The organism is Bremerella cremea, from assembly GCF_003335505.1.
GTDB classification, from domain to species: domain Bacteria; phylum Planctomycetota; class Planctomycetia; order Pirellulales; family Pirellulaceae; genus Bremerella; species Bremerella cremea_A.
This window is the reverse complement of record NZ_QPEX01000039.1, coordinates 1-24,735: the sequence shown is the minus strand read 5'-3', so window position 1 is coordinate 24,735 and position 24,735 is coordinate 1. Positions and strand designations below refer to the sequence as shown.

The window sequence follows — 24,735 nt, the reverse complement described above, 5'->3', positions numbered from 1 at the left end:
TCGATCGTTGAAAAGAGGTCGCCATTTGCGCTACTTTCCTAGAAAATGCCATAATTACCTGGATGTTGCCAGCCGTTTAATGACTCGTGCCTTCTAAGGTACCTGTTGTCCAAGAAAAGTGGGGGAAATATTCGTGCGGAATTCCACATCTATTTGCTCCCCAAACTAGTCGATCACACGAGAATCGTGCACCCCACCAGCGGGCCAATGTGATGCACAATAAATACCAATCCGCTAGGAAATTTATATGGGCTGCCAACGCAATTAGAACGATTTGCCAGTAGCGTACGCATGACGCTACGAAAGACATTTCATACCCCGGTGTGGCAGGGTATTTCTTACCAACCCAGCAGGGTACGAATCGACGCCTCAAAGTTTGCTGAAGAGATCAGCAATGCTTACATCGCGTCAACGCAACGGACTGGGGGCGAACTTGCCATCAATCGCAATCTGCGGCGAAACGCAACCTAAGCAGGTTAAAACATCTCATTCGCGGCCACTTTCACCCATGCGTCGGCATCGCTTGTTTCGTTTTCCACGATCGCGTTACCTACACTTTGGGAACCGCCTAGTTCTTCGGCATAAACAACTTTTGTCTCGGTCGGCACCGTGAGAGTCAGCTGGATGGAAGTACCGCCGTGATCGGGGAGAGTGTATTCGCCATACGTGGCCAGGCGAGTTTCACTTTCGCCATAACAAGCCACAACGCCCATGCGTTGCTTGTTCGTTTCAATCGATACCTTCTTGGTTGGATGCCCAAGAATCATTTGCTTCTTTTGAATGGTTAAAGCAGGACGGACGATCGTCTCGTCGACAATGACCTGAGTATTCTTAGGAACGACCAGCACGCTATCGCCAGAAACCTGAGATAGCACGGCGTGCTCGTAGACGATGCCGTTGTCGATTAGCAAGTTGTTGGTGTATTTGCTGGAGCCAGAGGGGTAGCTGGGGAAGCAGCCGCTGGCGAACATGATGCTAAGCAGGACCAAGCAACCAATAATTAGACGATCAATGCCTAGCATAATGCCTGACCAAATCCCGTAGGGTGCGCTGTGCGCACCAGAGTTTGCTAAAACGGCTTGCCAACATCCATCACGTGGCAACGCACAGAAACCAATCCGCATTAGCCAGGCAAACTGAGGCGTGGTGCGTTACTACGCGGTCTTTGTTTTTTCGTTGGGTTCGCAGGGCCTGGTGCGCGGAGCGCAGCCTACGGTTAGGCGGCGCTGGCTAGTTTTGCGGGTTGCGGTTCAGGCTGCTTTTTCTTTTTGGCGGCCCGTTCGTCTTTCCAACGATTGTGGACCCACCAGTATTGTTCGGGGTCGCGGCGGACGACTCGTTCGAGCATGTCGTTGTACCACTGGGTAACTTCCTTCACCCCCTTGGGTTCGTCGCAGAGGGCCGGGTCGTAGATGCCTTCGACTCCCATTTCAAATTGCATCGGGCCGCCGATGCGGCGCATGTACAGGAACACGACCGGGGCGCCGCTGGTCATCGAGAAGACACTGATCGCTTTGTGGTACGAAGCGGGTCGGTTGAGGAATTCGACCCAGCACCCTTTGGGGCCGGCGTTTTGGTCGCACAACAGGGCCAACGTGCCGTTTTGTTTCAGCACTTCTTCAATGTACGGGGCGCTTCCTTGCTTCGGCAGAATAATCTGACCGGTCGCGCTGCGGAACTCTTCCAGGTAATCGTGCAAAAACGGATTATCTAGCGGCCGGGCGACCGTGTAGGTCGGAAAGCCCAATAGCCCGGTGCAGTAGCCCATTAGCTCGAAGTTGCCAAAGTGCCCCAGCAGCACCACGACCGGGCGGCGGCCGAGAGCTTCTTTGATTTGAATTTCGATCTGGTGCATCTGGATCGACTTGTGCCAGTTGGTGGTGTGCAGCTTACGCGGCGCATGGGCGATCTCGCAGATCATCAGGCACAAATGATGCCAGCTTCGCCGGGCCAGCTTCTTACGCTGCTCGGGCGTCATCTCGGGGAAGGCATGCCGCAGGTTCGATTCCAACAGCTTGCCCCGAATTTTAAAGACGTCGTTGGCCAGCCAGGCCAAGAACTTCGAGATCTGATCGCAGACCGACAGCGGGATAGCTTGGACCACACAAATAAACAGGCGGACCGCCAGATAAACTAGATAGTCGGTAACAAGTTTGGGCCTCATTCCGCCTCCCTGCGATGCGTGGCCAAATTGGGTCGAAGGTTTCGGCGCGTATTGTGAAAGATTTGCTGCTATCAGGGAAGAGCAATCATGGTGATAGAAGAAGGGAGATCCATCACCCCGGTCATCAAGATCGCAGTAGGGGGAACAAAAGAACAAAGAGAGTTGCCACGGATGAACGAATGGGAAGGGACAAAGTCGAGATGCAGATTTCTTTCGGCTCAGGCCCAAAGGGCCGACCGTTAATAGCCAGGGGCGGAAGCCCCTGGAATGTGGCGTGAAAAAAGTTCGAGCCCCAAAGGGGCGATCGTTACCCAGCTACCGGCACGACGAAAGCTCCATTGGGCCTGGCGAAAAAGTGAATCCTACTCGAAGACTTACCTCTAAACGGTATCCATTCGTGGTTCTAGACCGCTTCTCACTCTGCGGTCAAAACCGTCTTCAAGCCGACTCCACCGTGTGCCGCTGAAAGGTCACAGACGCGACGAGCACCCAGGGCGTGGGATGAAAGAGGGCTGGCTTTCCAGAGAAATTGCATATTGGGCTACGTTTACCCGATTGGAGATTCGCCGATGGGCAAAGAATATTCGCCTCGGACGGTCAATTGGCGGACTGCTTCGTAGGCGACGACGGAGGCTGTCGAGGCCAGGTTCAAGCTGCGGACGTCGGTGCGCATGGGGACCGAAATGGCCGTTTTTTCGTTCGCTGCCACCAGTTCTCGCGGCAGTCCGGCGGACTCGCGACCGAAGACCAGAACGTCTTCTTTTTCAAAGGTAACACTGGTATACGGGGCCGCTGACGTTTTGGTTAAGTACCACCAGCGATTACCTTTAAGCGATTTTGTGAGCGCATTCCAATTGGGGACGACTTGCCAGTTCAAGTACTGCCAATAGTCCATCCCGGCCCGCTTAAGTGCGGCGTCGTCGACCTGAAACCCGAGCGGTTCGACCAGCCACAATTTGATTCCTGTGGCGACACAAGTGCGGCCAATGTTGCCGGTGTTCGGTGGGATCTCCGGTTCCAGTAGCACGATATGAAGGACCGGGTCATACATCGAAATCTTCTCACTTCCAGATCAAAATGGCTTTTCGGGCAAGTCGGCTATGGTACGATACGCACCTAGCCAACCTGGACGAGGCTATTCTGCCCCTTCCTGGCGGATGTATCCAGTGGACCTATCATCTTTCCCCATAACCGTTTTTCGCCATCATGTCTGACGCACGAATCGATTCGTATACCCACGCTCTGGAGTTCGCTGAAAAACAGGTTGCCCACATTGTGCAGGCGCATCCGGACTACTTTCCCATTTACACCGAAGGGGGTAAGTGGCGTCACGACAAAGAGTTATGGACTGACTGGTGTGCAGGTTTCTTTGCCGGGATGATGTGGCAGTTTCATTTGCGCACCGGGGACGCCGACTGGCGGGCCAAGGCCGAGCATTACTCGAAGCTGCTCGAGCATCGTCAGCACGACCGCGACGTGCATGACTTGGGGTTCATCTTTTTGAGCACCTACCTGCCGTGGTATCAGCTGACCGGCGACAAGCATTTGAACGATGTACTGATCCAGGCCGGGCGGACGTTGGCGATGCGGTTTAAGGAAAAAGGACAGTACCTGCGAAGCTTTGTTTCGGACGACTCGCTGTTCATCGACATCATGATGAACGTCCCGATCATCTTCTACGCCGCCAACGAAACTGGCGACGCCGAGCTACAGCGGATTGCGGAAGCGCATTGCCGCACAACCCGCGACAAGATTGTCCGCGAGAACGGTTCGACCGCCCACGAAGGAATGTTCGACCTGGAAACTGGGGAGTTTCTGGAACAAACCACCCACCAAGGGCTGCGGGGCGATAGTAGCTGGGCTCGTGGTTTGTCGTGGTCGTTGTATGGCTACAGCAAAGTGTTCGCATTGACCAATAACCCTGAGTTTTTGGCCGTCGCCGAACGGAACGCCGACTTCTGGGTGGAAAACTTGCCGGAAGATAAGGTTCCGTTCTGGGACTTCGATGCCGATTTGAGCCAGCCAGCTCCGTGGGGAGCTCAGAAAGAGACTTCCGCCGGAGCGATCGCTGCTTCTGGCTTGTTGGACCTTGCCAAGCAGGTTTCTGACCCTGAAAAAGCGAAGAAGTACCGTGAAACGGCCCTGGCGACGCTCGATGCCCTAGTCACCCCAGAATACCTGGCCGTGAACGACGAAGGTTGGGAAGGGATTCTCAAGCATGGTGTCTACCACACCGCCAAAGACCTAGGGGTCGACGAATCGGTAATGTTCGGCGAGTATTTCTTCGTCGAAGCCCTGACGAAAGTCGTGCGGGAGAAATAGAGCCTATTTTCTCGGAACGACCCCCACTTGGGGATAAAACAATCTGTGGGGCAAGGGCAGCTTGCCCGTGCGGTCCTGCTAACTTGCTACCACGGATTTCACGGATCGGCACAGATAAGTAAGAAAGTTTTCGAATAGGATTCACAGTTTTGCAAGCCCCAAAGGGGCGACCGTCAATAGCCAGGCGGCGGAAGCCCCTGGAATGTGAAGCGAAAAAAGATCGAGCCCTGAAGGGGCGATCGTAGCCCTATCAGCAATACGACGAACGCCCCTTCAGGGCTTAGAAAATGTTAAAACTCTTCACCAGGGGCTGCCGCCTGGCTATTGACGGTCGGCCCCTTGGGCCCGGGAAGAAAGCTATCTAAATTTTTTCCAATCCGTGCCCATCCATGCAATCCGTGGTTAAAAAAGCCTGCCCCATCGGTGCTCTCTGTGGCTAATTCCTCTCTCCCTCTGAAACCAGGCCAATCTATTTCTAGTCGATAAAGCTTTCCATCGTGATGTTGTCAAATATCGTGCGGTTGGTGACAATAGAGCAAAAGTCTATCCACCGCGGGAGTTTACAACGTTGGAAATCGTTCGCAATCCGACACGCAGCGTTAAGATCGGCAGTGTGACTATCGGTTCTGGTCACGAGATCGCCGTTCAGAGCATGACGGCCACCAAGACCCAAGACATCGACGCCACCGTCGCCCAGGTTACTGACTTGGAAAAAGCGGGTGCCGATGTCATTCGTATTGCGGTCGATAGCAAGAAAGATGCGGAGGCTTTGGCCGAAATCCGCAAGCAGGTCAGCGGCAATCTTTCGGTCGACCTGCAGGAAAACTATCGCTTGGCCGAACTGGTCGCCCCGCATGTCGATAAGATCCGCTACAACCCTGGCCACCTTTATCACCACGAACGTGAGAAGCCGTGGCAAGAGAAGGTCGAGTACATCATCGGCGTGGCGAAAGACAACGACTGTGCCGTCCGCATTGGCGTGAACTGCGGTAGTGTCGACCCGGCCAAGCTGGCCCAGTACGACAAGCACGATTCGATCACCCCCATGCTAGAAAGTGCCTGGGAGCACTGCGACCTGGTCGATCGTCTTGATTTCGATCGGTACTGCGTTTCGCTGAAAGATAGCGACCCGCAAAAGGTGATCGAAGTGAATCGCCGTTTCGCCGAGAAACGTGCTGATGTGCCACTGCACTTGGGCGTGACCGAAGCCGGCATGCCGCCCGATGGCGTGATCAAAACGCGGATCGCCTTTGAACAACTGATCGGCAACGGCATCGGCGACACGCTCCGGGTTTCGCTCACGGTGCCGAACTCGCGCAAGGGTGAAGAGATCGAAGCTGGCCGCAAGATTCTGGCCGACATCAAAGCAGGCCGCCTGCGAACGGTGCTGGATTACGGTCTGCAAACGTTAAACATTATCAGCTGCCCTAGCTGCTCGCGGGTTGAAAACGAAGCGTTCGTCGACCTGGCCGCCAAAGTGAAAGAGCTGACCGAGTACGCCAAAGACCACAAGATCACCATCGCCGTGATGGGTTGCCGTGTGAACGGCCCCGGCGAAACCGATGACGCCGATCTTGGTTTGTGGTGTGGCCCGAACTTTGTGAACCTGAAAAAGGGAGGCGAGCCGCTGGGCGCCTTCGATTACGACGAAGTGTTGGTCCGCTTGAAGGACGAACTCGACCAACTCATTTCCACCCAAACCGCCGGCTGACCCCTCCTCAACGCGGCAAAGGACCACGGATGGCCTTTCTCCCCCGATCGACTGCCGTTTGCGTCAAGCTCCTGCTGGGGCTGAGCTGTCTGTCCGCGCTCGGCTGCACGATGTGGAGCACGCAGTTAGCCTCGGCGCCGAGCACCTTTGTCGACGACGTTCCTCTGCAGATCGAAGCCGATTTCGATCTGCAGGACAACAGCTTGGTTCTGCAAGAGACCCGCAACCTGAAAATGGAACTGCGGGACGACCTGGGGATTCCGTTCTCGAATCAAGATATCCATGTGCGAATCTTCCGCGATCCCAGCACGTTCGCCCAGTTCACGCGGCAACATTTCCCCCAACTGAACGGACGCCGGGCGTTGTTTGTGGTGGAAGGTGGGCAGTATTACGTCTACGCGATTTGGAGCGACAGTATCCTGGCCGACCTGCGGCATGAACTGACGCACGCTTATCTGAATTCGTCGGTCGGCACGTTGCCACTGTGGCTCGATGAAGGGCTGGCCGAGTATTACGAAGTGGTTGGTGTCCGCGGGCGAATCAACCGCGAACACTTGCCGTGGTTGAACGATGGCCTGAAGAACCACACCTGGCAGCCCAACTTAGAGCGGCTGGCCACGATCGCGCGTCCTGAGCAAATGAGCGGAACCGATTACGCCGAGTCTTGGCTATGGATTCATTACCTGATGCGGAACCAACGCACGACTATCGTCCGCGATTACTTAGTTGCTCGGCACCAACGGAAGGTGGTCGACCCGATCCCGCTTCAAATCCGCACCAAGATTCCCGACGCCGAAGAGAAACTCACCCAGCACCTAATCAAAATCCAACCAGGCGTGCCGGTACCCCGTTAGCGTTGTGATCAGGATAAGATTTTTTTCCACAGAGGGCACACAGCACACCGAGGGAAAGAAGAGGAACCACGGATTACACGGATGGGCACGGATAAGAAGAGATTTCAAATGGATGATGAAGCACGATTTGCAAGCCCCAAGGGGGCGATCGTTAATAGCCAGAGGCGGAAGCCCCTAGTGAAGAGTGCCTTAACAATTTCTAAGCCCTGAAGGGGCGTTCGTAGTTCATTGCTGGGCTACGGTCGCCCCTTCGGGGCTCATCCTTCTTTTTCGTTCTCTATTCCAGGGGCTTCCGCCCCTGGCTATTAACGGCCGGCCCCTTGGGCCTACAAAGAGCCCCCTTTAATTCTCGTCTTGTCTGTGCCCATCCGTGTTATCCGTGGTTAAAATCTCTCCTCTTTGTGAACTCGGTGGCTAGAAACTCCTTCCCTGCTCAAAGACTTTTTCATGATTCGATCCGCAACCGTTCAGTTTCAGCATCGGCCTGGGGATAAGACGTACAACCTGGCTCAGGTCGAACGGTTTTGTCAGCGAGCGGCCGAGCAGGGCGTGCAGTTGATTGTTTTTCCGGAGATGTGTTTGACCGGTTATTGGCACGTGCGGAACCTCTCGCGAGACGAGGTCGAAGCGTTGGCCGAGCCGGTGCCGGCGGGTCCGCTGACGGTTGCTTTGGTGCAATTGGCCGCGAAGTATCAGATGATCGTTGGGGCTGGTCTGATCGAGCTTGCCGACGACGGGCAGATTTACAACACGTACGTAGTGGCCCTACCAGACGGCGGCGTGCAGCGACATCGTAAACTGCACTGTTTTATCAGCCCTCATTTCAGCAGTGGCGACTCGTACACGGTCTTTCCAACACCGCTCGGCTGCAAGCTGGGCGTGCTGATTTGTTGGGATAACAACCTGGTCGAGAACGCCAGAGCGACTGCTTTGCTGGGGGCCGATATCTTGCTGGCCCCGCATCAAACCGGGGGAACGGCCTCGCGAAGTCCGCACGCGATGGGACGAATTGATTTGGAAGTGTGGACCGAGCGGAACACCCATCCAGAGCGACTTCGCACCGAGGTCAACGGCCCGAAAGGTCGCGAGTGGCTGCTGCGGTGGCTGCCAGCCCGGGCCCACGACAACGGCATGTTTTTGCTGTTCGCCAACGGAATTGGGCAAGATGACGATGAAGTCCGCACCGGCAACGCAATGATCTTGGACTGCTATGGCCGGATCGTGGCGGAGGTAACCGAGCCGGAAGATGCCTTGGTGGTGGCCGACTTGGACTTGAGCTTGCTCGACAAATGCACTGGTCGCCGTTGGATTCGTGGGCGAAGACCAGAGTTGTATGATGTGCTGACCGAACGAAGCGGGCAAGAACTCGATCCCCGAGCAGCCCGGTTTTCGGAAGCCTCGACTAAGCAAGCCGAATAGAAATTGGCTTCGTAGTCAGCACCAGTATACCCCGTGCGTCCCGGGCAACTTGCCTGGGTTGTGCTGCTAACTCGGTACCCACTTCCCACGGGCAGGATGCCCGTGCCACACAGAATTTTTTTTAACCAGCCAGCTAAGCCGCTTTCTCTGGGTGCCCCGGGAACTGCTGCCAAAGCGGATACTTACTTCGCACGGGCGAGACGCCCGTGGCACACAAGGATTGGTTAGCCAGACTGGCTGAAAAACCTCTCTCTTCGGGTGCCCGGGAGGGCCTGCTAGGTCAGCATCTTGGCCATCATGCGGACTTCGTCGTAGTGTTCGAAGCCCAGCTTTTCGACGACGTCGGTTAGCATGTCGTTGCTGCTGTTGACCTGGGTTTCGACAACGGCCGTTCCGGTTTCGGCCATTTGGCGGAGCGTTTCGGCAAGGAAGAACTGGGCGTGTACCTGAGTGCAGGTCGCCACGGAATCGATATCGACAATGCCACTCATCCGCACCCCGCGTAAGTGACTGAACGCTTCGAGTTCGACAACCACCAAGCGGGCGATTTCGGCCCCATCTTGCTTTTGCACCAAGGTGTAACACGTTCGGTGCTGGTGCATGAAGATGCATGCTTCGCGATACGAGGCGAACGGCGGGTCGTCTTCCCGCAACACATTCAGCGAACGACGGGCCGTGATTTGCGTGCGATCGACCGGCGGGCGGAAACCACGCAGGGCCCGGCTATATACGCGCCACGAAGTCGACGGCGACATTTCGCTCCGCTCGGCCAGTTCCATCATGCGGGCATCGGAAACCAAGGCCCCCCGGTTGCAACTGGCTTTGGCGAGTCCGAAATAGAAGGGGCCTGGCTCTGAGGTTCCCCCCAATAGCAACACTTTGGCTTCCGACTCACGGACCATTGCCTCGGCGGCTTGAAACAGGGCGTCTTCGATTTCGGTGGCATTGGGGACGTTGGCGGCGATCACCAACGGTAAATTGGCCGTTTCGCCCCGCAACTCACTGGCAACCAAAGGGCCATCGGGCACTAAGTGGGCCATGCCGACGATCTTGCCGTCTTGTTCGGCCACCAACAGGTTTTGGGGGCGAAAGTATGGTTTGGCAAAGACCTGGGCTTCCAACAACGCGACTGTCATTGGCTGGGCAAGTCCCCGAGCCACAGGCTGGTGATTCCAAAGTTCCACCAGTTTGGGAGGATCGCTGTTGGAGAATGTACGAACGACGATCAAGAGAAAAATGGTCTGTGCGGGGTGGGGATGTGATATAGATTACATAGTTAGCGTATCTGAAATAAGCCGCTACGGGAAGCAGGTACCCAGCAGAGTAGTGTGCGTCTTGACGCACCAAAATTTGCTCGGACGCTTACCAATAACCATCGCGTGGCAACGCTCTAAAATTTGAGAGTCGACGTGAAAATCAGGCGTTACCCATTAGCAGGGCTTAGTGCGTCAAGACGCACCCTACAACACTTCGTTGACAAGATTTTTCCGCTTCACTGGAAGCTGAAAACTTCCAACGCACCTACCGAGGAAACGCAATTACCTTTGCTTCGGTTTCGACTTCTTCTTGCTCGTGAACCATTTCGTACAGCAGTTCGCGGGCAACGTCGCAGTCGCGGGGGTCGGTTTTTTCGATGCAATCGCTGACCAGGCGTTCGGTGGTTTGGCCGGTGATGACGACCGTATCGCCGGTTTCGGCTTGGCTGAACGCGTAGCGGATTGCTTCGGTGCGGTTCGGAATCACGTGGGCTTTGGCAGGGCGGCCGAAGCCATCGACGATGTCGTGAACCACTTCGCTGTTGGTGCGGCTATGGGTACTGCTTAAGGTGATCAGCGAAACGTCGCTTCCCCGTTCAGCAACCCGGCCTAACAGGGGGCGATTAATCCGGTCACTTGTTTCGTGAGCCCCCAACACGCAAATCAAGCGGCCAGGAGTGACGCGGCGAAGCGTTTTCAGGGCGACGGCCAGGCCATCGTGGGTGTGGGCCTGATCGATGAAGACACCAAACGATTGGCCACATTCAATCCGCTGCATCCGGCCTGGCAAGGCCTCGACCGATTCTAAACCACGGACCACGGTCTTTAAATCGACCCCATAAACCAGGCAAACGGCGGCGGCGGTCAGGCAGTTGTAAACGTGATGGTCACCAATCATCCGCGTGCAAACCGGTACCGACTGGTTGCCGGCGGTCAGCAAGAAGGTTTGTTCGCTCTTGTGACGCTCGATGATGGTCGCGGTGATTTCACCGACCCCGTGCATCGCCACCGAAAGGGAAGGAACTTCCGCCTTGTTTAGCAGACGGACACAGTTGGAATCGTCGCCGTTGAAAATGGCAACGCCTGTCTCGCGAAGATATTTGAGCAATTTCTTTTTGGCCCGATAATAATTTCTGGCCGAACCGTGCAGTTCGATGTGATTTTGGCGGATGTTGGTAAAAGCTGCCACGTCGAGCTGCACGCCAGCCAAGTGCTGTTTGACGAGCCCTTCGCTGGAAGCTTCGATCACGGCATGCGTGCAGCCGTTGTACTGCATGCGCGAGAGCATATCGGCCATGATGGCCGGGTTGGGCGTGGGGTGGCTCCACGACTGTTCGTCGTAACCGTTGTCGAACCCTAAGCTGGTCAAGCTGCCAACTTTGGCGCCAGCTTTCTGGAGAATGGCTTTGATCAAGAGGCAAGTCGTTGTCTTGCCGTTGGTTCCGGTGACACCGATCACTTTGATTCGGTTGGTCGGCTGATCGGCCAACGCATGGCACAACTGGCCGTATGCCTCGCGGCTGTCCGAGACCACACACACCGGCACGCTAACGGGGAGTGGCTTCTCGGAGACAACCGCCGCGGCTCCACGCTCGATAGCGTCCTCGACCTGGTCGTGTCCATCTTCGCTATCCTCGCAGATAGCGACAAAGACTTCGCCAGGGAGAATATGCTCAGGGCGAGCACAGCAAGCACGAGCAAGAATGTCGCGAGCGCCGATGAATTTAGCTTCCGGCAGCAAGTTACGCAGCGAAACCCCTAAGCGGGAGTTGCCCGTACGAGAAGTAATCGATGGCGACATCGTTGGCCTCCTTGCCAATATTTGCCCCGGTTCTAGCGGGTGCTCGGTGCAAAAGAGAGAAAAACCTCGAATCCATCCGAAGTTCTTACGCAAACGACCCGTCCTGGTTCTTCCTGACCGAGGACATGCCTAAAATAGGACCAGTCGCTTGACGCTGCAGCTAATGTTTTCCATTTTGGCTCAAGAGTCAACCCGACTTTACCGACACCCAGTTCCCATTTGCCCAAATCGTCGGGGAAATGGGGATAGGATTTTAAAAAGAAGAGTTCCTGTTGGTTTGCTATGTAGCTGAGTAGGGTGCGTCTTGACGCACCAGAAATTGCTCGGACGCTTACCGATAACCATCGCGTGGCAACGCCCAAATATTCGCGTTGCCCGCGAGAAATAGGTGGTTACCCATAAGCAGGGCTTGGTGCGTCAAGACGCACCCTACAGGACTCGCCACCCCTCGCAACCACCCAAAAAAATTTAATCAATTCAAACGCCAGCTAGCACACCGCGCAAAACCAACTATGCCCACCCAAGATTTCGATCTCGATTCCCTGGCCGCCTATCTTCACTTGACTCCTTCTCAGGTCGAGAAACTAGCCGGCCGCGACGACATTCCTGGCCGTAAAGTGGCCGGGAAGTGGAAGTTTTCGCGGGCCGAGATTCATCATTGGCTGGAACATCGGATTGGGGTGTTCGACGAGCAAGAGCTGGTTCGGGTCGAAGGGGTGCTCGATCGGCATGGCAAGCATGACGAGCCGGTCCGCATTTGCGAGATGCTGCGCGAGAACACGATTAAGATCCCGCTGACCAGCCGCTCGCCCCGAAAGGTGATTACCGAAATCTGCCAGTTGGGGACCGATGCTGGGCTGCTATGGGACGCGCCGCAAATGATCGAGGCGGTGCTCACCCGCGAAAACATGCACTCGACGGCGCTCGACAACGGCGTGGCGTTGCTTCACCCGCGTCGCCCGATGCCGACGATCTTGGCCGAAGGTTATCTGGCGATGGGGCGCACCTATCAAGGGATTCCGTTTGGTGGCAGTCGGGGGATTTTGACCGACGTGTTCTTTCTGATCTGCTCGATCGACGACCCCTCGCACCTCCGTACGCTGGCTCGCTTAAGCCGGATTATCAACGACAACAACCTGCTTGGCGCGATCCGAGCGGCGGACCATGCGGACGATATCATGCAGCTGATGCGCGACCGTGAGGATGAATTGTAAGTGGTTGATCAGCGAACGGTAGAAGTACTACTGCTGGGCGATCTGGAAGCGGCCGAGTTTTCTTGCCTGCTGCCAACCCTAGCGAAACTGGCCAATGTTCGCTGGCAACGGTCGGACGAGACCGCCGCTCTGGCCAACTTCGCTTGGGTGCTACTGTGCGCGGCCCGGCCTGGTCGCTTTGGGGAAGCCGAGGTGGAATCAATCCGCCGCCGCAATCCTTTGGCCCAGATCGTGCAAATTCATGGCCCGTGGTGTTACGGCGAGGCCCGCACTTGGCCGCTGCCGGCGGGGATCGAGCGCATCGCGTGGTACGAAGCCCCTTACCGCCTGCCGAGCCTGCTGCAATCGACCGGCGGGCCACCCATTCCAGCGACCTCTTCCCCGCAGGAACGAGCGCTGGCCTTGCTAAGCGACGTGTCCCGCTCGGCGGAGGGAGGCGAAGTGGGAATCTATGCCTTAACGGCGGCCGACTTCGGTTTGCTGGCCTCGGCCTGCCAAGCGTTAGGAATGACGGCAACTTGGGCCGAGCTTGATCAGCCGCCAGACTCTTCATGGGTGGGGATGGTGGCGATCGTAGCAAGTACCGATCGCGCCGAGTTTCCGGCGATTGCCGAGGCATTTCGCCACGCCGGGGACATCCCCAAGCTGCTTTGTGTCGGTGCGCCGACCTGGGAGGACTGGCAAAAGGGTCATTCTTGCGGCGTCACCGCAATTTTGGGGCAGCCATTTTCGCTGGCCGATGTGGCCCAACTCTTGATTCCACAAGGAGATTGCGGCATTTTGCCCCTCGTCAATCGGGCGGGCAAGCGGTAGGATGAGGCGTTCTTTGCAATGTGGCGACATCGATTAGGCAGGGTGCGTCTGCCCAGCCACACAATGCGAAGCGTCCAAGCAAATTCTGGTGCGTCAAGACGCACCCTACGATACTTCCATTTCCCAATCCAAACTTCATGACCAGTTTGCCCATTATCGATCCGAACACTCCTCAACCTTCTGCCGCCGGTCAATCGGGCGACTCAGGCGAGGCCCGGGGGCGGTATTCGTTTATCAGCCTCGGTTGCCCGAAGAATCTGGTCGATAGCGAGCGGATGCTGGGCCTGCTGAACAAAGACGGCTACCAGCTAACCCAAGATACAGAAGGTTCCGACTTTGTTGTGATCAACACGTGCGGCTTCATCGAGCGAGCCCGCGACGAGTCGTTCGCCGCCATCAACGAGATGCTGGAACTGAAGCGACAAGGGAAAATCAAAGGGGTGATCGTCTCTGGCTGCCTGGCCGAGCGGCAGAAAGATGCCTTGCTGGAAACCTGCCCAGAGATCGACCAAATTGTGGGCGTGTTCGGTCGGGAAGAAATCACCCGCGTTGCCGACCGCCTGGTAGGCAACCTGGAAGAACAACGCAGCGTCTTTCGCCCGGCCCCGGTCCGCGCGCTAAGCGATCGCGAACGCCTGCGAATCACGCCGCGCCATTTTTCGTACCTGAAGATTTCCGAAGGGTGCGACCGGCTTTGTACGTTCTGCGCGATTCCGAAGATGCGCGGCAAGCATGCCACCAAGCCAATGGAAGAAGTGATCGCCGAAGCGGAAGAACTAGCCGCCGACGGCGTGCGCGAGCTGATCGTCGTTGCTCAAGATACCACCTACTACGGCATGGATCTGTACGGCGAACCACGCCTGGCCGAGCTGCTTTCCAAATTGAACCAAGTGCAGGGGATCGATTGGATTCGTTTGATGTACTTCTATCCGATGTACGTCGATCGCCCGCTAATGGAAACGATCGCTGGCTGCGACAAGATCGTCCCGTATGTCGACATTCCCTTGCAGCACATAAACGACACGATGCTCCGCCGCATGTCGCGCCGCGTGACGCGTAGCAGCACCGAAGAACTGGTCGGCATGATGCGCGACGTGATGCCAGACCTCAACATTCGGACGACATTCATCACCGGCTTCCCGGGCGAAACGGACGAGCAGTTCCTGGAACTGGCCGACTTCATCGAGAAGCAGCGGTTCGAACGCGTGGGCGTGTTCACTTACTCGAAGGAAGAGGGGACCCCAGCAGTCAAGCTGGACGATCATCTTCCAGAAGAGCTCATGGAACAGCGGCGCGAACACTTGATGGCCATTCAGCAGGAAATCGTCTTCGCGCACAACGAAGCCAAGGTTGGCCAGACGATGGACGTCATCATCGATCAGCCGGTCCCAGGCGAAAAGACCGCCTGGATCGGGCGCACCAAAGCCGACGCTCCTGATGTCGACTGCGTGACGTATGTCACCGCCAAAGGCTTGAAGCCAGGGGATATCGTCCCGACCGAAATTGTAATGTACAAAGACTACGACCTGGTTGGTGTCGCCAATGGCCCCGCCAAGTAACGGTTGCCCCTTGAATTGATCAAGAGCCATGCCACCGTTTTCGTTGACATGGTTTGCAAGAGGAGATTTTTGCCACAGAGATCCTAGAGCCACGAAGGTGTTTCGTGAAAAAACGAGGGAATAGAAATCTGTGTGCCACGGGCATTTTGCCCGTGTGAAGTAGGTACCAGATTAGCAGGGCAGCACTGGCAAGATGCCAGTGGCACACAAGCTCTTGTTTCTGCAATGCTCTTTCCCTTTCTCGGCGGTGACAATCTCTCTTAAACGATGAGACATGCCGACGAAGACGACGGCATGGCACCCGGGAAAACATTTTTCAGAGCTAAGAAACAATGCGGTACCTTTTCTTTTGAGTTCCCCCGACGACCATTATTCGATAGCAGCGAAGCCCTCTCATGTCTGACAAGCCGATCCCTTCCAACGTGATTGTCAACGTTCCGAACACGCTGACCGGTATCCGTTTCATTCTTTCGATCGTGGCGTTCGTACTGCTGCCGCTGAACCAGATTTGGGCCGCCCTGGCGATCTTTATTTTGGCGGTTTCCACCGATTGGATCGACGGTTATTGGGCGCGCCGCTACAACCAAGTGACCCAGTTCGGACGCATCTTCGATCCGTTTGTCGACAAGATCATCATCTGCGGCACGTTTGTGTTTCTGGTTGCCATGCCAGGCTCGGGCATCGCGGCTTGGGTAGCTGTGGTGGTAATGGGGCGCGAGATGCTGGTGACGGTCATTCGCAGCTTCGTCGAACAGCATGGGGGCGATTTCTCGGCCAATTGGCCGGGTAAATGGAAAATGGTTCTCCAGTGCGCATCGGCGATTCTCTCGATGCTGACGCTTGGTTTGCATGCAGGGCAGGGCGTTACCACTTGGTACGGGCTGGCCGGGCTGGAAGCGACTTGGTTTGTCTATCTGTTTAATTTCATCCTGTGGGGGACGATAGGCCTGACACTGGCATCGGGAACCATTTATATTGGCGATGCCCTACGCTTTATTCGTTCAGGAAAGACCTCTTCCACCCCATAAGCGAGAAATCGTGTTGGAATCGCTCGCTGGCCTGGCCATTTTTACCTATACCGTCGTACTGATCTCGACCGCTGCTTGGGTTTGGCTTTATGTCTTCCGGCAGCTCAAGTCTGGCCAGCCGATCTTGGCTCAACGATCGATACCCCTTTCGCAGCGTGGTGCCACCAATATCGCGATGCTGGTTCTCAGCGTGCTGCTGGCGATTGTGCTCGTCCTGAACACTGCCGCAGTCCTCATCCAATATGCGGAACCGGAAGCCGCCAAACCACATTTAGAGTCACGTTCAGTCGCCATCTGGGCCCAGATGATCATCCAATCGCTCATCTGTTTTCTGCTGGCCGGAACCGTGGTGGCCCTCGGCGGAGCAAGCATGTTCTTTGGTAGGTCCGAGAGCCAATTTCTGCAAGATGTCCGCGTGGGTGTGCTGGCCTTTTGTGCCCTTTGTGTGCCGGTGGTCATCATTCAGATCCTTGTGTCTTATCTCACGCCGTACGAGCATCCTTTGATCGATATGATGGTCAAAGACCCGCAGTGGAATGTGTTGGTGCCGGTGTTGGTCTCGGCCGTGCTGATTGCTCCGGTGACCGAAGAGTTTATCTTTCGCTTGGTCGTGCAAGGCTGGCTAGAAGATCACTTAGTCAACGCTCCACCAATCGATTCCATTGCGCCCGCCGGCGCAGAAGAAATCGTGAAGCCGCTGAGCGATGCCGAGTCGTTCGCCCTGGAATCGGCCCCCAATCCTTATGCTCCACCGGCACTGTATCGTGACGGGACAACTGCCACCTCCGCAGCGGTTGCGACCTACACGCCACGGTTTCAAGCGGTGCCGATCCTGATTAGTTCAGGCCTATTCGCCATGATGCACTTTGGGCAAGGGGCGGCGCCGATTCCGTTGTTCTTCCTGGCCTTGGGGCTGGGCTACGTCTTTCAAAGAACACGCACCATGACGGCCAGCTTCGTCGTTCACTTTATGTTGAACGGGCAATCGATGGTGCTGCTTCTGCTGCAGATCTTGCTGGGGGACGAAGCTGGCACACCGCCGGTTTAATTGTCGCCTCCCTCTTCGTATAATGCCGACCATGAAAAGGGAATCAGGAGACTTGTTCCTGGTTGCGTTGCTGGCCAACAGGACGTGTCCCATTTCTGACAGAGTATCCAGCATCAGCACCCCAGCGGAGTGAAGACGAATGGCGTTTGGTTTTGGCATTATCGGCACTGGCATGATCGCGGAATTTCACGCACGGGCAATCGCCGACATCGCCGATGCGAAGCTGGTCGGCTGCTATAACCGCACGCCTGAAAAGGCCCAAGAGTTCGCCGCCAAGCATGGCATTACAGCTTACGAAAGCCTGGACGAGATGCTGGCCAATCCAGACATTCACGTCATCACCATCGGCACGGCCAGCGGGGCCCACATGGAACCATGCGTTGCTGCGGCCAAAGCAGGCAAGCATGTCATCGTCGAGAAACCGCTCGACGTAACGCTGGCCCGCTGCGATGCGATGATCGAAGCTTGTCGCGAGAACAACGTGAAGCTGGCAACCATCTTCCCCAGCCGTTTCCATGGCCCAGCCACCGAAATGAAAAAAGCGATCGAAGAAGGTCGTTTCGGCACGCTTTCTCTGGGCGACGCCTACGTCAAATGGTTCCGCACGCAAGAATATTACGACAGCGGCGCGTGGCGCGGCACTTGGCAGTTGGACGGCGGTGGCGCGCTGATGAATCAGGCCATTCATAGCGTCGATTTGCTGTGCTGGCTGATGGGTGACGTCGCTTCGATCACGGCCAACTGCTCGCTGATCGGGCACGAGCGGATCGAGGTCGAAGACGTGGCGGTCGCTTCGCTTAAATTCAAAAACGGTGCCCTAGGGACGATCGAAGCCAGCACGGCCGTTTACCCTGGCTACCTCAAACGGATTGAAGTTCACGGCACCAAGGGAACCGCCGTGATGGAAGAAGAAGACATCAAAACATGGGACTTCGCCGAGCCCACCGACGAAGACGAAGCGATCAAAGCCCGCCTAGCCGGCAAGACCGAAACAGGCGGCGGCGCGGCCGACCCCAAAGCCATCGGGCACCACGGCCACCGCGCCCAGTTTGAAGACCTGTTGGCCGCCGTCCAAGAAGACCGCGAACCCGCGATCAACGGCCCTGAAGGGCGGCGTTCGGTCGAAGTCATCCTGGCCATCTACCAAGCCGCCGCCACCGGCCAGCGCGTTGACTTTCCCCTGCCCAAAGACCCCGATTTAAAAGGCTGGTCGCCAGGGAAGTAGTGGGCCATATGCCCCAGGTGTGCGTTTTGATGAACACGTTGTCGTAACGCAGGGCTTGAACGGCCCCTGGGGTGCCGTGCCGTAAACTTTGTTGGCATGCGTTTTCTGCTTCCCATGCTCACGAAGATGTGAACATGGGACCCAGACCCCAAGCTTCGCAAACTCTGGGTCGTCGAGACGCATGCGACTGGTAGGGTGAAATTCTTAGCTCTGCGCCTGGCCAATTTTCAATTGCGCGCGCAACAAATCTTGAATGCCCTTGCTGGCATTCACATCGGCACAGCTTCCCCTGGCCCCCCTCATTTTGATATAACTTTGACAAATTCCTTTGTCCCCCCGCCTGGTTTCGTATTGCCCAGACGAAAACACCATTCGTCTCTCCCGATTTTTGGGGAACAGAGACGCTTTTTGCCCCTTTAGGAAAATAGGTTCATGGCTGCTAATCCCTCGATTCTCGCAGATAAACTACACGAGTACCCCCAGCAAGATGTAATCGACGGAGCCGGCGACGGCATCACTACGGTACTTGAAAGCACGCTTAACAAGTACGGCGGTGTGTTGCCACTTTTGCACCGTTATGCCGGTCGCACGTTTTGCAGCCCTGGCAAACGTCTTCGCCTGGAAGAAAAGTCGTACTATCCAGACTACATGGGCGGAACTGGCCTCGATGAAGTTTGGATGTGCTGCACCGTGCCTATCGTGACCGGCGTGATCGATACCCGCACGAACAAAGCCCCATTTCGTGAAGGGGAAGCGCACGTCCTGACAGCAGAAGGCCAGGTGATCTCGCTGCAAGATTTGATCACCGCCAACCCTGAGGCGGTCATTGGTGAAAAGGTCACCGCTTTCTCGAAGGAGATGTTCGGCAATCCCACGTGGCCGATTGTGTCGAAGAAGTTCGACAACCTGAATCCGATTCCAGATCACCTTCACTGGGCTAAGTGGGAAGTTTACGACATCAACTCTTACGATAACCCTGGGGTCTGTCCTTCGCACTATCACACCACGGCGATGGGGCTGTACTCTTTCGTGACGAAAGATGATTTCCTGGCTTGCATGAAGGGATTCGGCCAAGGCGAATACAACGGCATCCGTCACTTGGCACCCCATGTCATGATGAAGTTGGATGACGGCTTCACGATGCCGAACGGTGTTTTGCATTCCCCCACCGACCTGTGCACCCACGAACTGCACGTCACCATGGACGAGCACTTCCTGGCCGAAGACGTGACCCTCGACGGGCGTATCAGTGCCGAGGCAGCTTTTTATGCTTGCCGCGAAGAAGACTACCCTGCGTCGCGGCACGAAGACTGGGATTACCTGGTCGAAAAGTTCGACTTTGCCGCCAACCAAGATCCCGACTTCGTCAAAAAGAATTCGCGCCCGGCCATCACCGCGGAAGAATTCAGTGGCGAAGGGGTCGACGCCAAGTGGATTGTTTACGGCGATTTACTCGGCGACCAGAAGTGTTCGATCCTCCGGCTCATCTTAGCCCCAGGTGCCAAAACGACCTTCAGCCCAGAGTGCCCGACCATTTTCCACACCAACGGCGGTAGTGGTCGCGTCGGCAAGTACGAAGTGCGTTATCACCAAGATATGGTTCTCGGCGAGATCTATCCCGAAATCGGCTTCATCACCCAAGCCGCACTGTCAGGCGGCGGTGTGGAAATCGAAAACACCGGCAACGAACCATTCGTGCTTACATTCGACTTCCCCCAAAACGCCCACAGCAAAACGCCTGGGGTGACGGCAACGTAATCAACGCCCTGCATCCCACCACGCACGCCAGCACTTTGCTGGCAGCGAATAACCCTAGGATGTCATCCCGAATCTGGCTGGATGACATCCTTTTTGTTTTTGCTGGGCAGTCATGTAAGCTGAAACAAGTGGATCAAATCGTTACCCATTGCATGACAGCAACATGAACATCGACATCCAAGTTGGCGACGTCCTTCTGTATCCGGCAGATTTATTGATTGCAACCGCGAATCCTTGGTTGAATCTTTCTGGCGGAGTGAACGGAGCGATTCTCGCAGCTTGTGGTGAGGTGATTCAGCGTGATCTGCATGATCAGTTAAGCGAGCTAAAGGTCGCGGCGGTTCCACCTGGTTCGATCCTGCACACCGGTGCCTACGGCTTGCCATTTCGACATATCTTACACGCTGTGGCAATCGATCCGTTTTACGATTCCTCGATCGAACTCGTACGGCAGACGTTCACCTCGGCCCTGAAAGCCGCAGTCGAACTGGGCGCGAAAACGGTTACTTCCCCCACGCTGGCCACCGGCTATGGTCCTCTATCCATCCAAGACTTTGGCCACGCCGTGGCAGGCATCGCCGACGAACGTTTTTCCTCGTTAAGCGTTACAATTGTTGTCCGCAGCGACGAAGTTGTCGAGCAACTGCGCCAAGGAATTGATGGAGACCGGTAGCGACTAGAATAGTGAAGTGGACCCCATTATTCGGACCACGGGCTTAGATAGAAAACCTCGCAGGGCTTGGTGCTTCGAGACGGCCCCCTATGCTGCTGGCAGGATGAGGTGTTTTGAACTATTGAGGCTTGTTTCTCAGTGCTTCTTGAACTCAACGACCCAGACATGCACGGACGATTCCAACTTTTGCATTTCGTCTAGCATAATTTCCTTTGCCTTCGCCTGATTGAAGCCGCCTGAACCGGCTCCGATTAGGGGAAAGGCAATGGACTGGAAGTTGTTATCATTGGCGACTTCGATTGCATTACGAACAGAATTACGGATCGACCTTTCCGAAGCCCGCCACAGCATGTTGATCCCGGCAACGTGGATGATGCCCTTAAAGGGTAGTTTTCCAGCGGATGTCAGCACGGCTGTCCCTAGTGGCATTGGCCCATGCTTTGCCACTTCCTTAAAAGGGCCAGTGCCGCCACGTTTTTTGATCGCACCAGAGACGCCTTGGGGAAGCAGCAGCCACCACGGAATGATATTTCGATTCCAAGCGTTGACGATTACGTCCACATCTTGGTCAAGAAGATCGCCTTGGATTACCGTGACATTCAAAGTTTCGTCCTCAACCAATTGGGTTACGCTATTCACAACTTGCAAATCATTGCCAGGGTGCCATGCTCATGTCTTCATGAGCATGAGCAGCTGCAGACAATTTTCTACTCACTCTAATGAGTCAAATCACCCGGCAGACGTGAACATGGCACCGTGGCAGATTACCCATCATGGCGCAATCAGCGTGGCGTTACCCCGCTAAAGTTCGTGACACAGAAAACGAGATGGCGTCTGGTCTACGACAATTTTATTCCGTTGCACACGACTTGCCATGCTTGTTCGCCAAACCTGTCGTCACTGTAGCACGACACGACCCCTCGTAGCATCGCAACGACCCATTCACAAGAATCGTCATCAAATGCGTCGAATGGCGAAGTTGCATTGTAGGTAACCTTTGCTGTTTGCTCTGCCACTGCTAGTACATACGACAGAATGTCATCTTCCAGTGCCCTTCTTGAATTCCTGTCATGCTGGAGAGTAATGTCCCTTACTTTCGAAAACAACCGGTGACCGCTGCTCCATTTTTGCGTTGTCAAAGCAGCCTGTTCAACTTCAGTCAGTAAGGGATTCGACACACCAGACTTCTCCATGACCAATCGAAGAATTCGGGCGGCCCAAAATGGCTGTGCCGAAATGGGAAGATGTGAACAAATCAGAACTCCGGCCTCATAGCCACGATTTTCGACCCAGTGCTGTTCTGCTTCATTTAACCAATTGCAAGCATTCATAAGCGGAGAAAACGAGTCCTGACACAAATGGCACGAGCTTAAGCAGAACGTTGATTGCGAACACGCCGGGTGCTCCGGGCATCTTGCCCGGGTTTGGATGCCGTTTCGCTTCTCTGAAGTCCACGACAGCTAGCGGCAAACTGGCCACGGATTCCAAAGCAGCCGAAAACAGTCTGACCCTGGCAGCTTGATTACCTGGTTGGGCATGTCCCTGCTTCCCAGGCACGGGCCAGAGGCACCGTGGCACACAAAGAGGTTTCATTCGCCAGTGCCACCCGCCGCCGTGGCTAGTCAAAGTGCAAAGTCCCCTCCGCTGAGATCCTAGCCGCAGTGTATCCACGTACATATGGATAACGCAAGCGATAAGATTTCCTGCGATTCGCATCCGTAAAATTGGCAAATTCATAATAAGGCAAGATTCGATCAATCTCTGTCTGACGCCTGCTAGGGTCGCCATACAGCTTCACTCCTCGCCATCCGCTGCATATCCTAAATCGCAATGCGTAAGCACAGAGAGTATATTTAACGTTTGAGCGAGGCATGCAATTGATTTGCAACTTTAAGCCCAGTCTGGCGTTGCACTCAGCCCACTCAAAAGTCTTCTTGCCATGTTCCCTAGCGAATTTAGGCGGTAACGTATATCGAAAGAATTCCGGTTCTGGCCATCCGAGCCGTGCGGCAAGGTCTTTCACGAGACCTGGATTCATCACGCTTTGGGTCTCCTTGGTAGCAATGAAGACAAATGGGCAACGACCTTCCTGCGATTACGCGTTAACAACATGCTCACGAAGACGTGAACATGGCACCCTGGCTAAACGCCCAAGACGCCAACCGTACCGACAAATTCCCCAGAGTGAAATAGAAGTTGAGGGTAATTGAAAGGTTGGCCGGACGGTTACTCTACGATACAATCGCAAAGCCAAATCCGAAACAGGAAGTAGCCTGCCGGTGATGCAGTACCACGCGGATTGAGATCGCTTGGTTACGCTTTCGCTAACCCAGCCTACAGGACTAGCGACAAGCAATTATGACTCCCGATATCAACGCAGATATTATCGCAGCCGAATCAATTGGTGGAATTCAACTCGGCAGTGACTCACGCGAAGTCCTTAACTTACTTGACAAGACTCACAATCGATTTTCTTGCCTCAAGTATGTTGTCGGCGACTTCTTGTGCACGCAAGTTACGCTTGAACACGTTGGCCTATCTTTCGTACATGACGAGGGAAATCGGATCATTGGCGTCACTTGTAGGCCTCCTTACGCGGGGCGATACCGGCAGAAGTTTTACCCCGGAATAACCGTCGGCAAGTTGCGAGAAATGGCAGCCACTACACTCGTTATTCACGGATACATTATCGTTGACAAGGAATTCGGCGTACTATTTTCTGTCCCGGAGAAATACGCTGGAAAATTCTACGATGACATTGACACAATTGAACAGCTTCCCAGTCATATGGCTCTGAATGAAATTTTGGTACGTGACCGAGAGTGGTGGCGTTAGAAGATTGTCAGCGAGCTGGGGCGAAGGAAAGGAGACGAGGGAGATTCGATCTATCCCGCCCTCAATCGGAGCAATGCCCGGCAGGTGATTTTTCGCAGGGCGGAGGACTACGAAGCGTTACTTCACGTGTTGGGTGAAGGCTTGCAGCGGTCCCCTGTCGAACGGTCGGAGTTAACGCTGAGGCCCAATCACCGGCACGTGGTGCTTCGGCCCGCCGACGATGGCATGGTGGGGCGAATCTGCGGTGAGTTACAGCCACGCATAAGTAGCACCACCATGCTCACTATCCTACCTCTGGCGAAGGTCACTTTTTTCAGTCCCGCTTCAAGAGCTTTCCAGTTGCCGACGACGATCACTTTTTGATCGTCTGCCAATACGTCGAGCGGAACAGGGTACGGGCCAATCTGGTCTAGCAAGCAGAAGATTGGCTTTGGGGATTCTCTCTTTCGGTGGTCACGGGAAGAAGGTCGAAGCCCTAACCTGCGTTCTCCTTGGCCCATTCCCCATTTCCCGGTCGCCTAATTGGATCAAGTTTGGGGTGAAGGTCATTGGGCTATGGATCTTTCATAACGGATGGATCAGGATTTGGTGAGCACTCCAAGCTCTCCACGAGCAACTCAAAGTCTGCCAGGATTTGCTCGACCGACCAATTCTCCGATCGCACTTTCGCAATTCTCGTCATTTTCTGGCGTAAACTTTGATCATCCCACAGACGTGTGATGGCGTCGCCCCAAGCTACAAGCTCTTCCGCTGTAATCAACTCGCGGGAGCTAGGCGTAATTCGCTCAGGAATTTCCAGGGGGATTCCTCCGTCGCCAATCACTTCAGGCAGGGCACCGCGATTGCTGCCAACAACGAGGATCCCGTTCATCATCGCCTCGGCCGCGACCCTCCCAAAGGTTGATAACGTCCTAATTAATGCGCTCAATTGAGAGCCAGCTCTGGCTCTGGTATGGATTTGATTACGAACATCAACCAACCAGAACCGAGGACTGACCATGACGAATGTACCAGAAGATCACGCGAGTGAAGAGATCCGAGATGTGATTTAGATT

General features: G+C 55.3%; 20 protein-coding genes. 13 read left to right on the top strand and 7 right to left on the bottom strand.

Annotated elements, in window-relative coordinates:
• Positions 1–476 precede the first annotated feature (476 nt).
• The 3 genes from DTL42_RS18925 to DTL42_RS18915 form a co-directional block, all read right to left on the bottom strand.
• Entirely contained in the window at positions 477–1,022 is a 546-nt protein-coding gene (locus tag DTL42_RS18925) for a hypothetical protein (RefSeq protein WP_114370921.1), read from the bottom strand.
• Positions 1,023–1,216: 194 nt separating this feature from the next.
• On the bottom strand, positions 1,217–2,164 hold the full coding sequence (locus tag DTL42_RS18920) for a lysophospholipid acyltransferase family protein (RefSeq protein WP_114370919.1): 948 nt from the start codon (positions 2,162–2,164) through the stop codon (positions 1,217–1,219).
• Between the two features lie 547 nt (positions 2,165–2,711).
• The gene (locus DTL42_RS18915) at positions 2,712–3,215 is read right to left on the bottom strand and encodes a tRNA (cytidine(34)-2'-O)-methyltransferase (protein ID WP_114370917.1); all 504 of its coding nucleotides are present in this window, start codon (positions 3,213–3,215) and stop codon (positions 2,712–2,714) included.
• Between the two features lie 155 nt (positions 3,216–3,370).
• On the opposite strand from DTL42_RS18915, the gene DTL42_RS18910 reads away from it, so the two are divergent.
• The 4 genes from DTL42_RS18910 to DTL42_RS18895 all read left to right on the top strand — a co-directional run bounded on the left by DTL42_RS18910 (position 3,371) and on the right by DTL42_RS18895 (position 8,470).
• A complete protein-coding gene (locus DTL42_RS18910; RefSeq protein ID WP_114370915.1) occupies positions 3,371–4,486 on the top strand; it encodes a glycoside hydrolase family 88 protein in 1,116 nt (371 codons plus the stop codon).
• 568 nt (positions 4,487–5,054) lie between these two features.
• Complete coding sequence (ispG, locus tag DTL42_RS18905; protein ID WP_114370913.1) at positions 5,055–6,197, top strand: (E)-4-hydroxy-3-methylbut-2-enyl-diphosphate synthase; 1,143 nt, start codon at positions 5,055–5,057, stop codon at positions 6,195–6,197.
• Positions 6,198–6,226: 29 nt separating this feature from the next.
• Positions 6,227–7,051: a DUF1570 domain-containing protein gene (locus tag DTL42_RS18900; RefSeq protein WP_114370911.1), complete on the top strand. Its 825-nt coding sequence runs from the start codon at positions 6,227–6,229 to the stop codon at positions 7,049–7,051.
• A 447-nt stretch (positions 7,052–7,498) separates the two neighbouring features.
• Positions 7,499–8,470, top strand: coding sequence for a nitrilase family protein (locus DTL42_RS18895; protein ID WP_114370909.1), 972 nt, complete (start codon positions 7,499–7,501; stop codon positions 8,468–8,470).
• A gap of 275 nt (positions 8,471–8,745) precedes the next feature.
• Here DTL42_RS18895 and DTL42_RS18890 read toward each other — a convergent pair whose 3' ends face one another.
• Together DTL42_RS18890 and DTL42_RS18885 are read right to left on the bottom strand one after the other, a co-directional pair.
• The gene (locus tag DTL42_RS18890) at positions 8,746–9,606 is read right to left on the bottom strand and encodes a hypothetical protein (RefSeq protein WP_114370907.1); all 861 of its coding nucleotides are present in this window, start codon (positions 9,604–9,606) and stop codon (positions 8,746–8,748) included.
• Between the two features lie 385 nt (positions 9,607–9,991).
• Positions 9,992–11,527, bottom strand: a complete 1,536-nt coding sequence (locus DTL42_RS18885) for a Mur ligase family protein (protein ID WP_114370905.1) — start codon at positions 11,525–11,527, stop codon at positions 9,992–9,994.
• 512 nt (positions 11,528–12,039) lie between these two features.
• Here DTL42_RS18885 and DTL42_RS18880 point away from each other — a divergent pair.
• From DTL42_RS18880 to DTL42_RS18845, 8 genes are all read left to right on the top strand, one after another.
• Positions 12,040–12,741 (top strand): PTS sugar transporter subunit IIA, encoded by a 702-nt coding sequence (locus DTL42_RS18880; RefSeq protein WP_114370903.1) that lies wholly within the window; start codon positions 12,040–12,042, stop codon positions 12,739–12,741.
• The gene (locus tag DTL42_RS18875; protein ID WP_114370901.1) at positions 12,742–13,554 is read left to right on the top strand and encodes a hypothetical protein; all 813 of its coding nucleotides are present in this window, start codon (positions 12,742–12,744) and stop codon (positions 13,552–13,554) included. It abuts the gene before it with no gap.
• Between the two features lie 137 nt (positions 13,555–13,691).
• On the top strand, positions 13,692–15,113 hold the full coding sequence (gene rimO / locus DTL42_RS18870) for a 30S ribosomal protein S12 methylthiotransferase RimO (protein WP_114370899.1): 1,422 nt from the start codon (positions 13,692–13,694) through the stop codon (positions 15,111–15,113).
• Between the two features lie 395 nt (positions 15,114–15,508).
• Entirely contained in the window at positions 15,509–16,141 is a 633-nt protein-coding gene (gene pgsA / locus DTL42_RS18865; RefSeq protein ID WP_114370882.1) for a CDP-diacylglycerol--glycerol-3-phosphate 3-phosphatidyltransferase, read from the top strand.
• 10 nt (positions 16,142–16,151) lie between these two features.
• Positions 16,152–17,189 (top strand): CPBP family intramembrane glutamic endopeptidase, encoded by a 1,038-nt coding sequence (locus DTL42_RS18860; protein ID WP_158545459.1) that lies wholly within the window; start codon positions 16,152–16,154, stop codon positions 17,187–17,189.
• 139 nt (positions 17,190–17,328) lie between these two features.
• Positions 17,329–18,414 carry a Gfo/Idh/MocA family protein gene (locus DTL42_RS18855; protein WP_114370878.1) on the top strand — a complete coding sequence of 362 codons (1,086 nt, stop codon included), beginning with the start codon at positions 17,329–17,331 and terminating at the stop codon, positions 18,412–18,414.
• A gap of 432 nt (positions 18,415–18,846) precedes the next feature.
• Entirely contained in the window at positions 18,847–20,172 is a 1,326-nt protein-coding gene (locus tag DTL42_RS18850; RefSeq protein WP_114370876.1) for a hypothetical protein, read from the top strand.
• Between the two features lie 163 nt (positions 20,173–20,335).
• On the top strand, positions 20,336–20,845 hold the full coding sequence (locus DTL42_RS18845; RefSeq protein WP_114370874.1) for a macro domain-containing protein: 510 nt from the start codon (positions 20,336–20,338) through the stop codon (positions 20,843–20,845).
• A gap of 135 nt (positions 20,846–20,980) precedes the next feature.
• Here the strand turns inward: DTL42_RS18845 and DTL42_RS18840 are convergent, their stop codons facing one another.
• Positions 20,981–21,484: a macro domain-containing protein gene (locus DTL42_RS18840; RefSeq protein ID WP_234824272.1), complete on the bottom strand. Its 504-nt coding sequence runs from the start codon at positions 21,482–21,484 to the stop codon at positions 20,981–20,983.
• Between the two features lie 1,719 nt (positions 21,485–23,203).
• Between DTL42_RS18840 and DTL42_RS18825 the strand changes: the two genes are divergently transcribed.
• Positions 23,204–23,680, top strand: coding sequence for a hypothetical protein (locus DTL42_RS18825; protein ID WP_114370867.1), 477 nt, complete (start codon positions 23,204–23,206; stop codon positions 23,678–23,680).
• 553 nt (positions 23,681–24,233) lie between these two features.
• Here the strand turns inward: DTL42_RS18825 and DTL42_RS18815 are convergent.
• The gene (locus tag DTL42_RS18815) at positions 24,234–24,680 is read right to left on the bottom strand and encodes a glycosyltransferase (protein ID WP_114370863.1); all 447 of its coding nucleotides are present in this window, start codon (positions 24,678–24,680) and stop codon (positions 24,234–24,236) included.
• Positions 24,681–24,735: the final 55 nt, after the last annotated feature.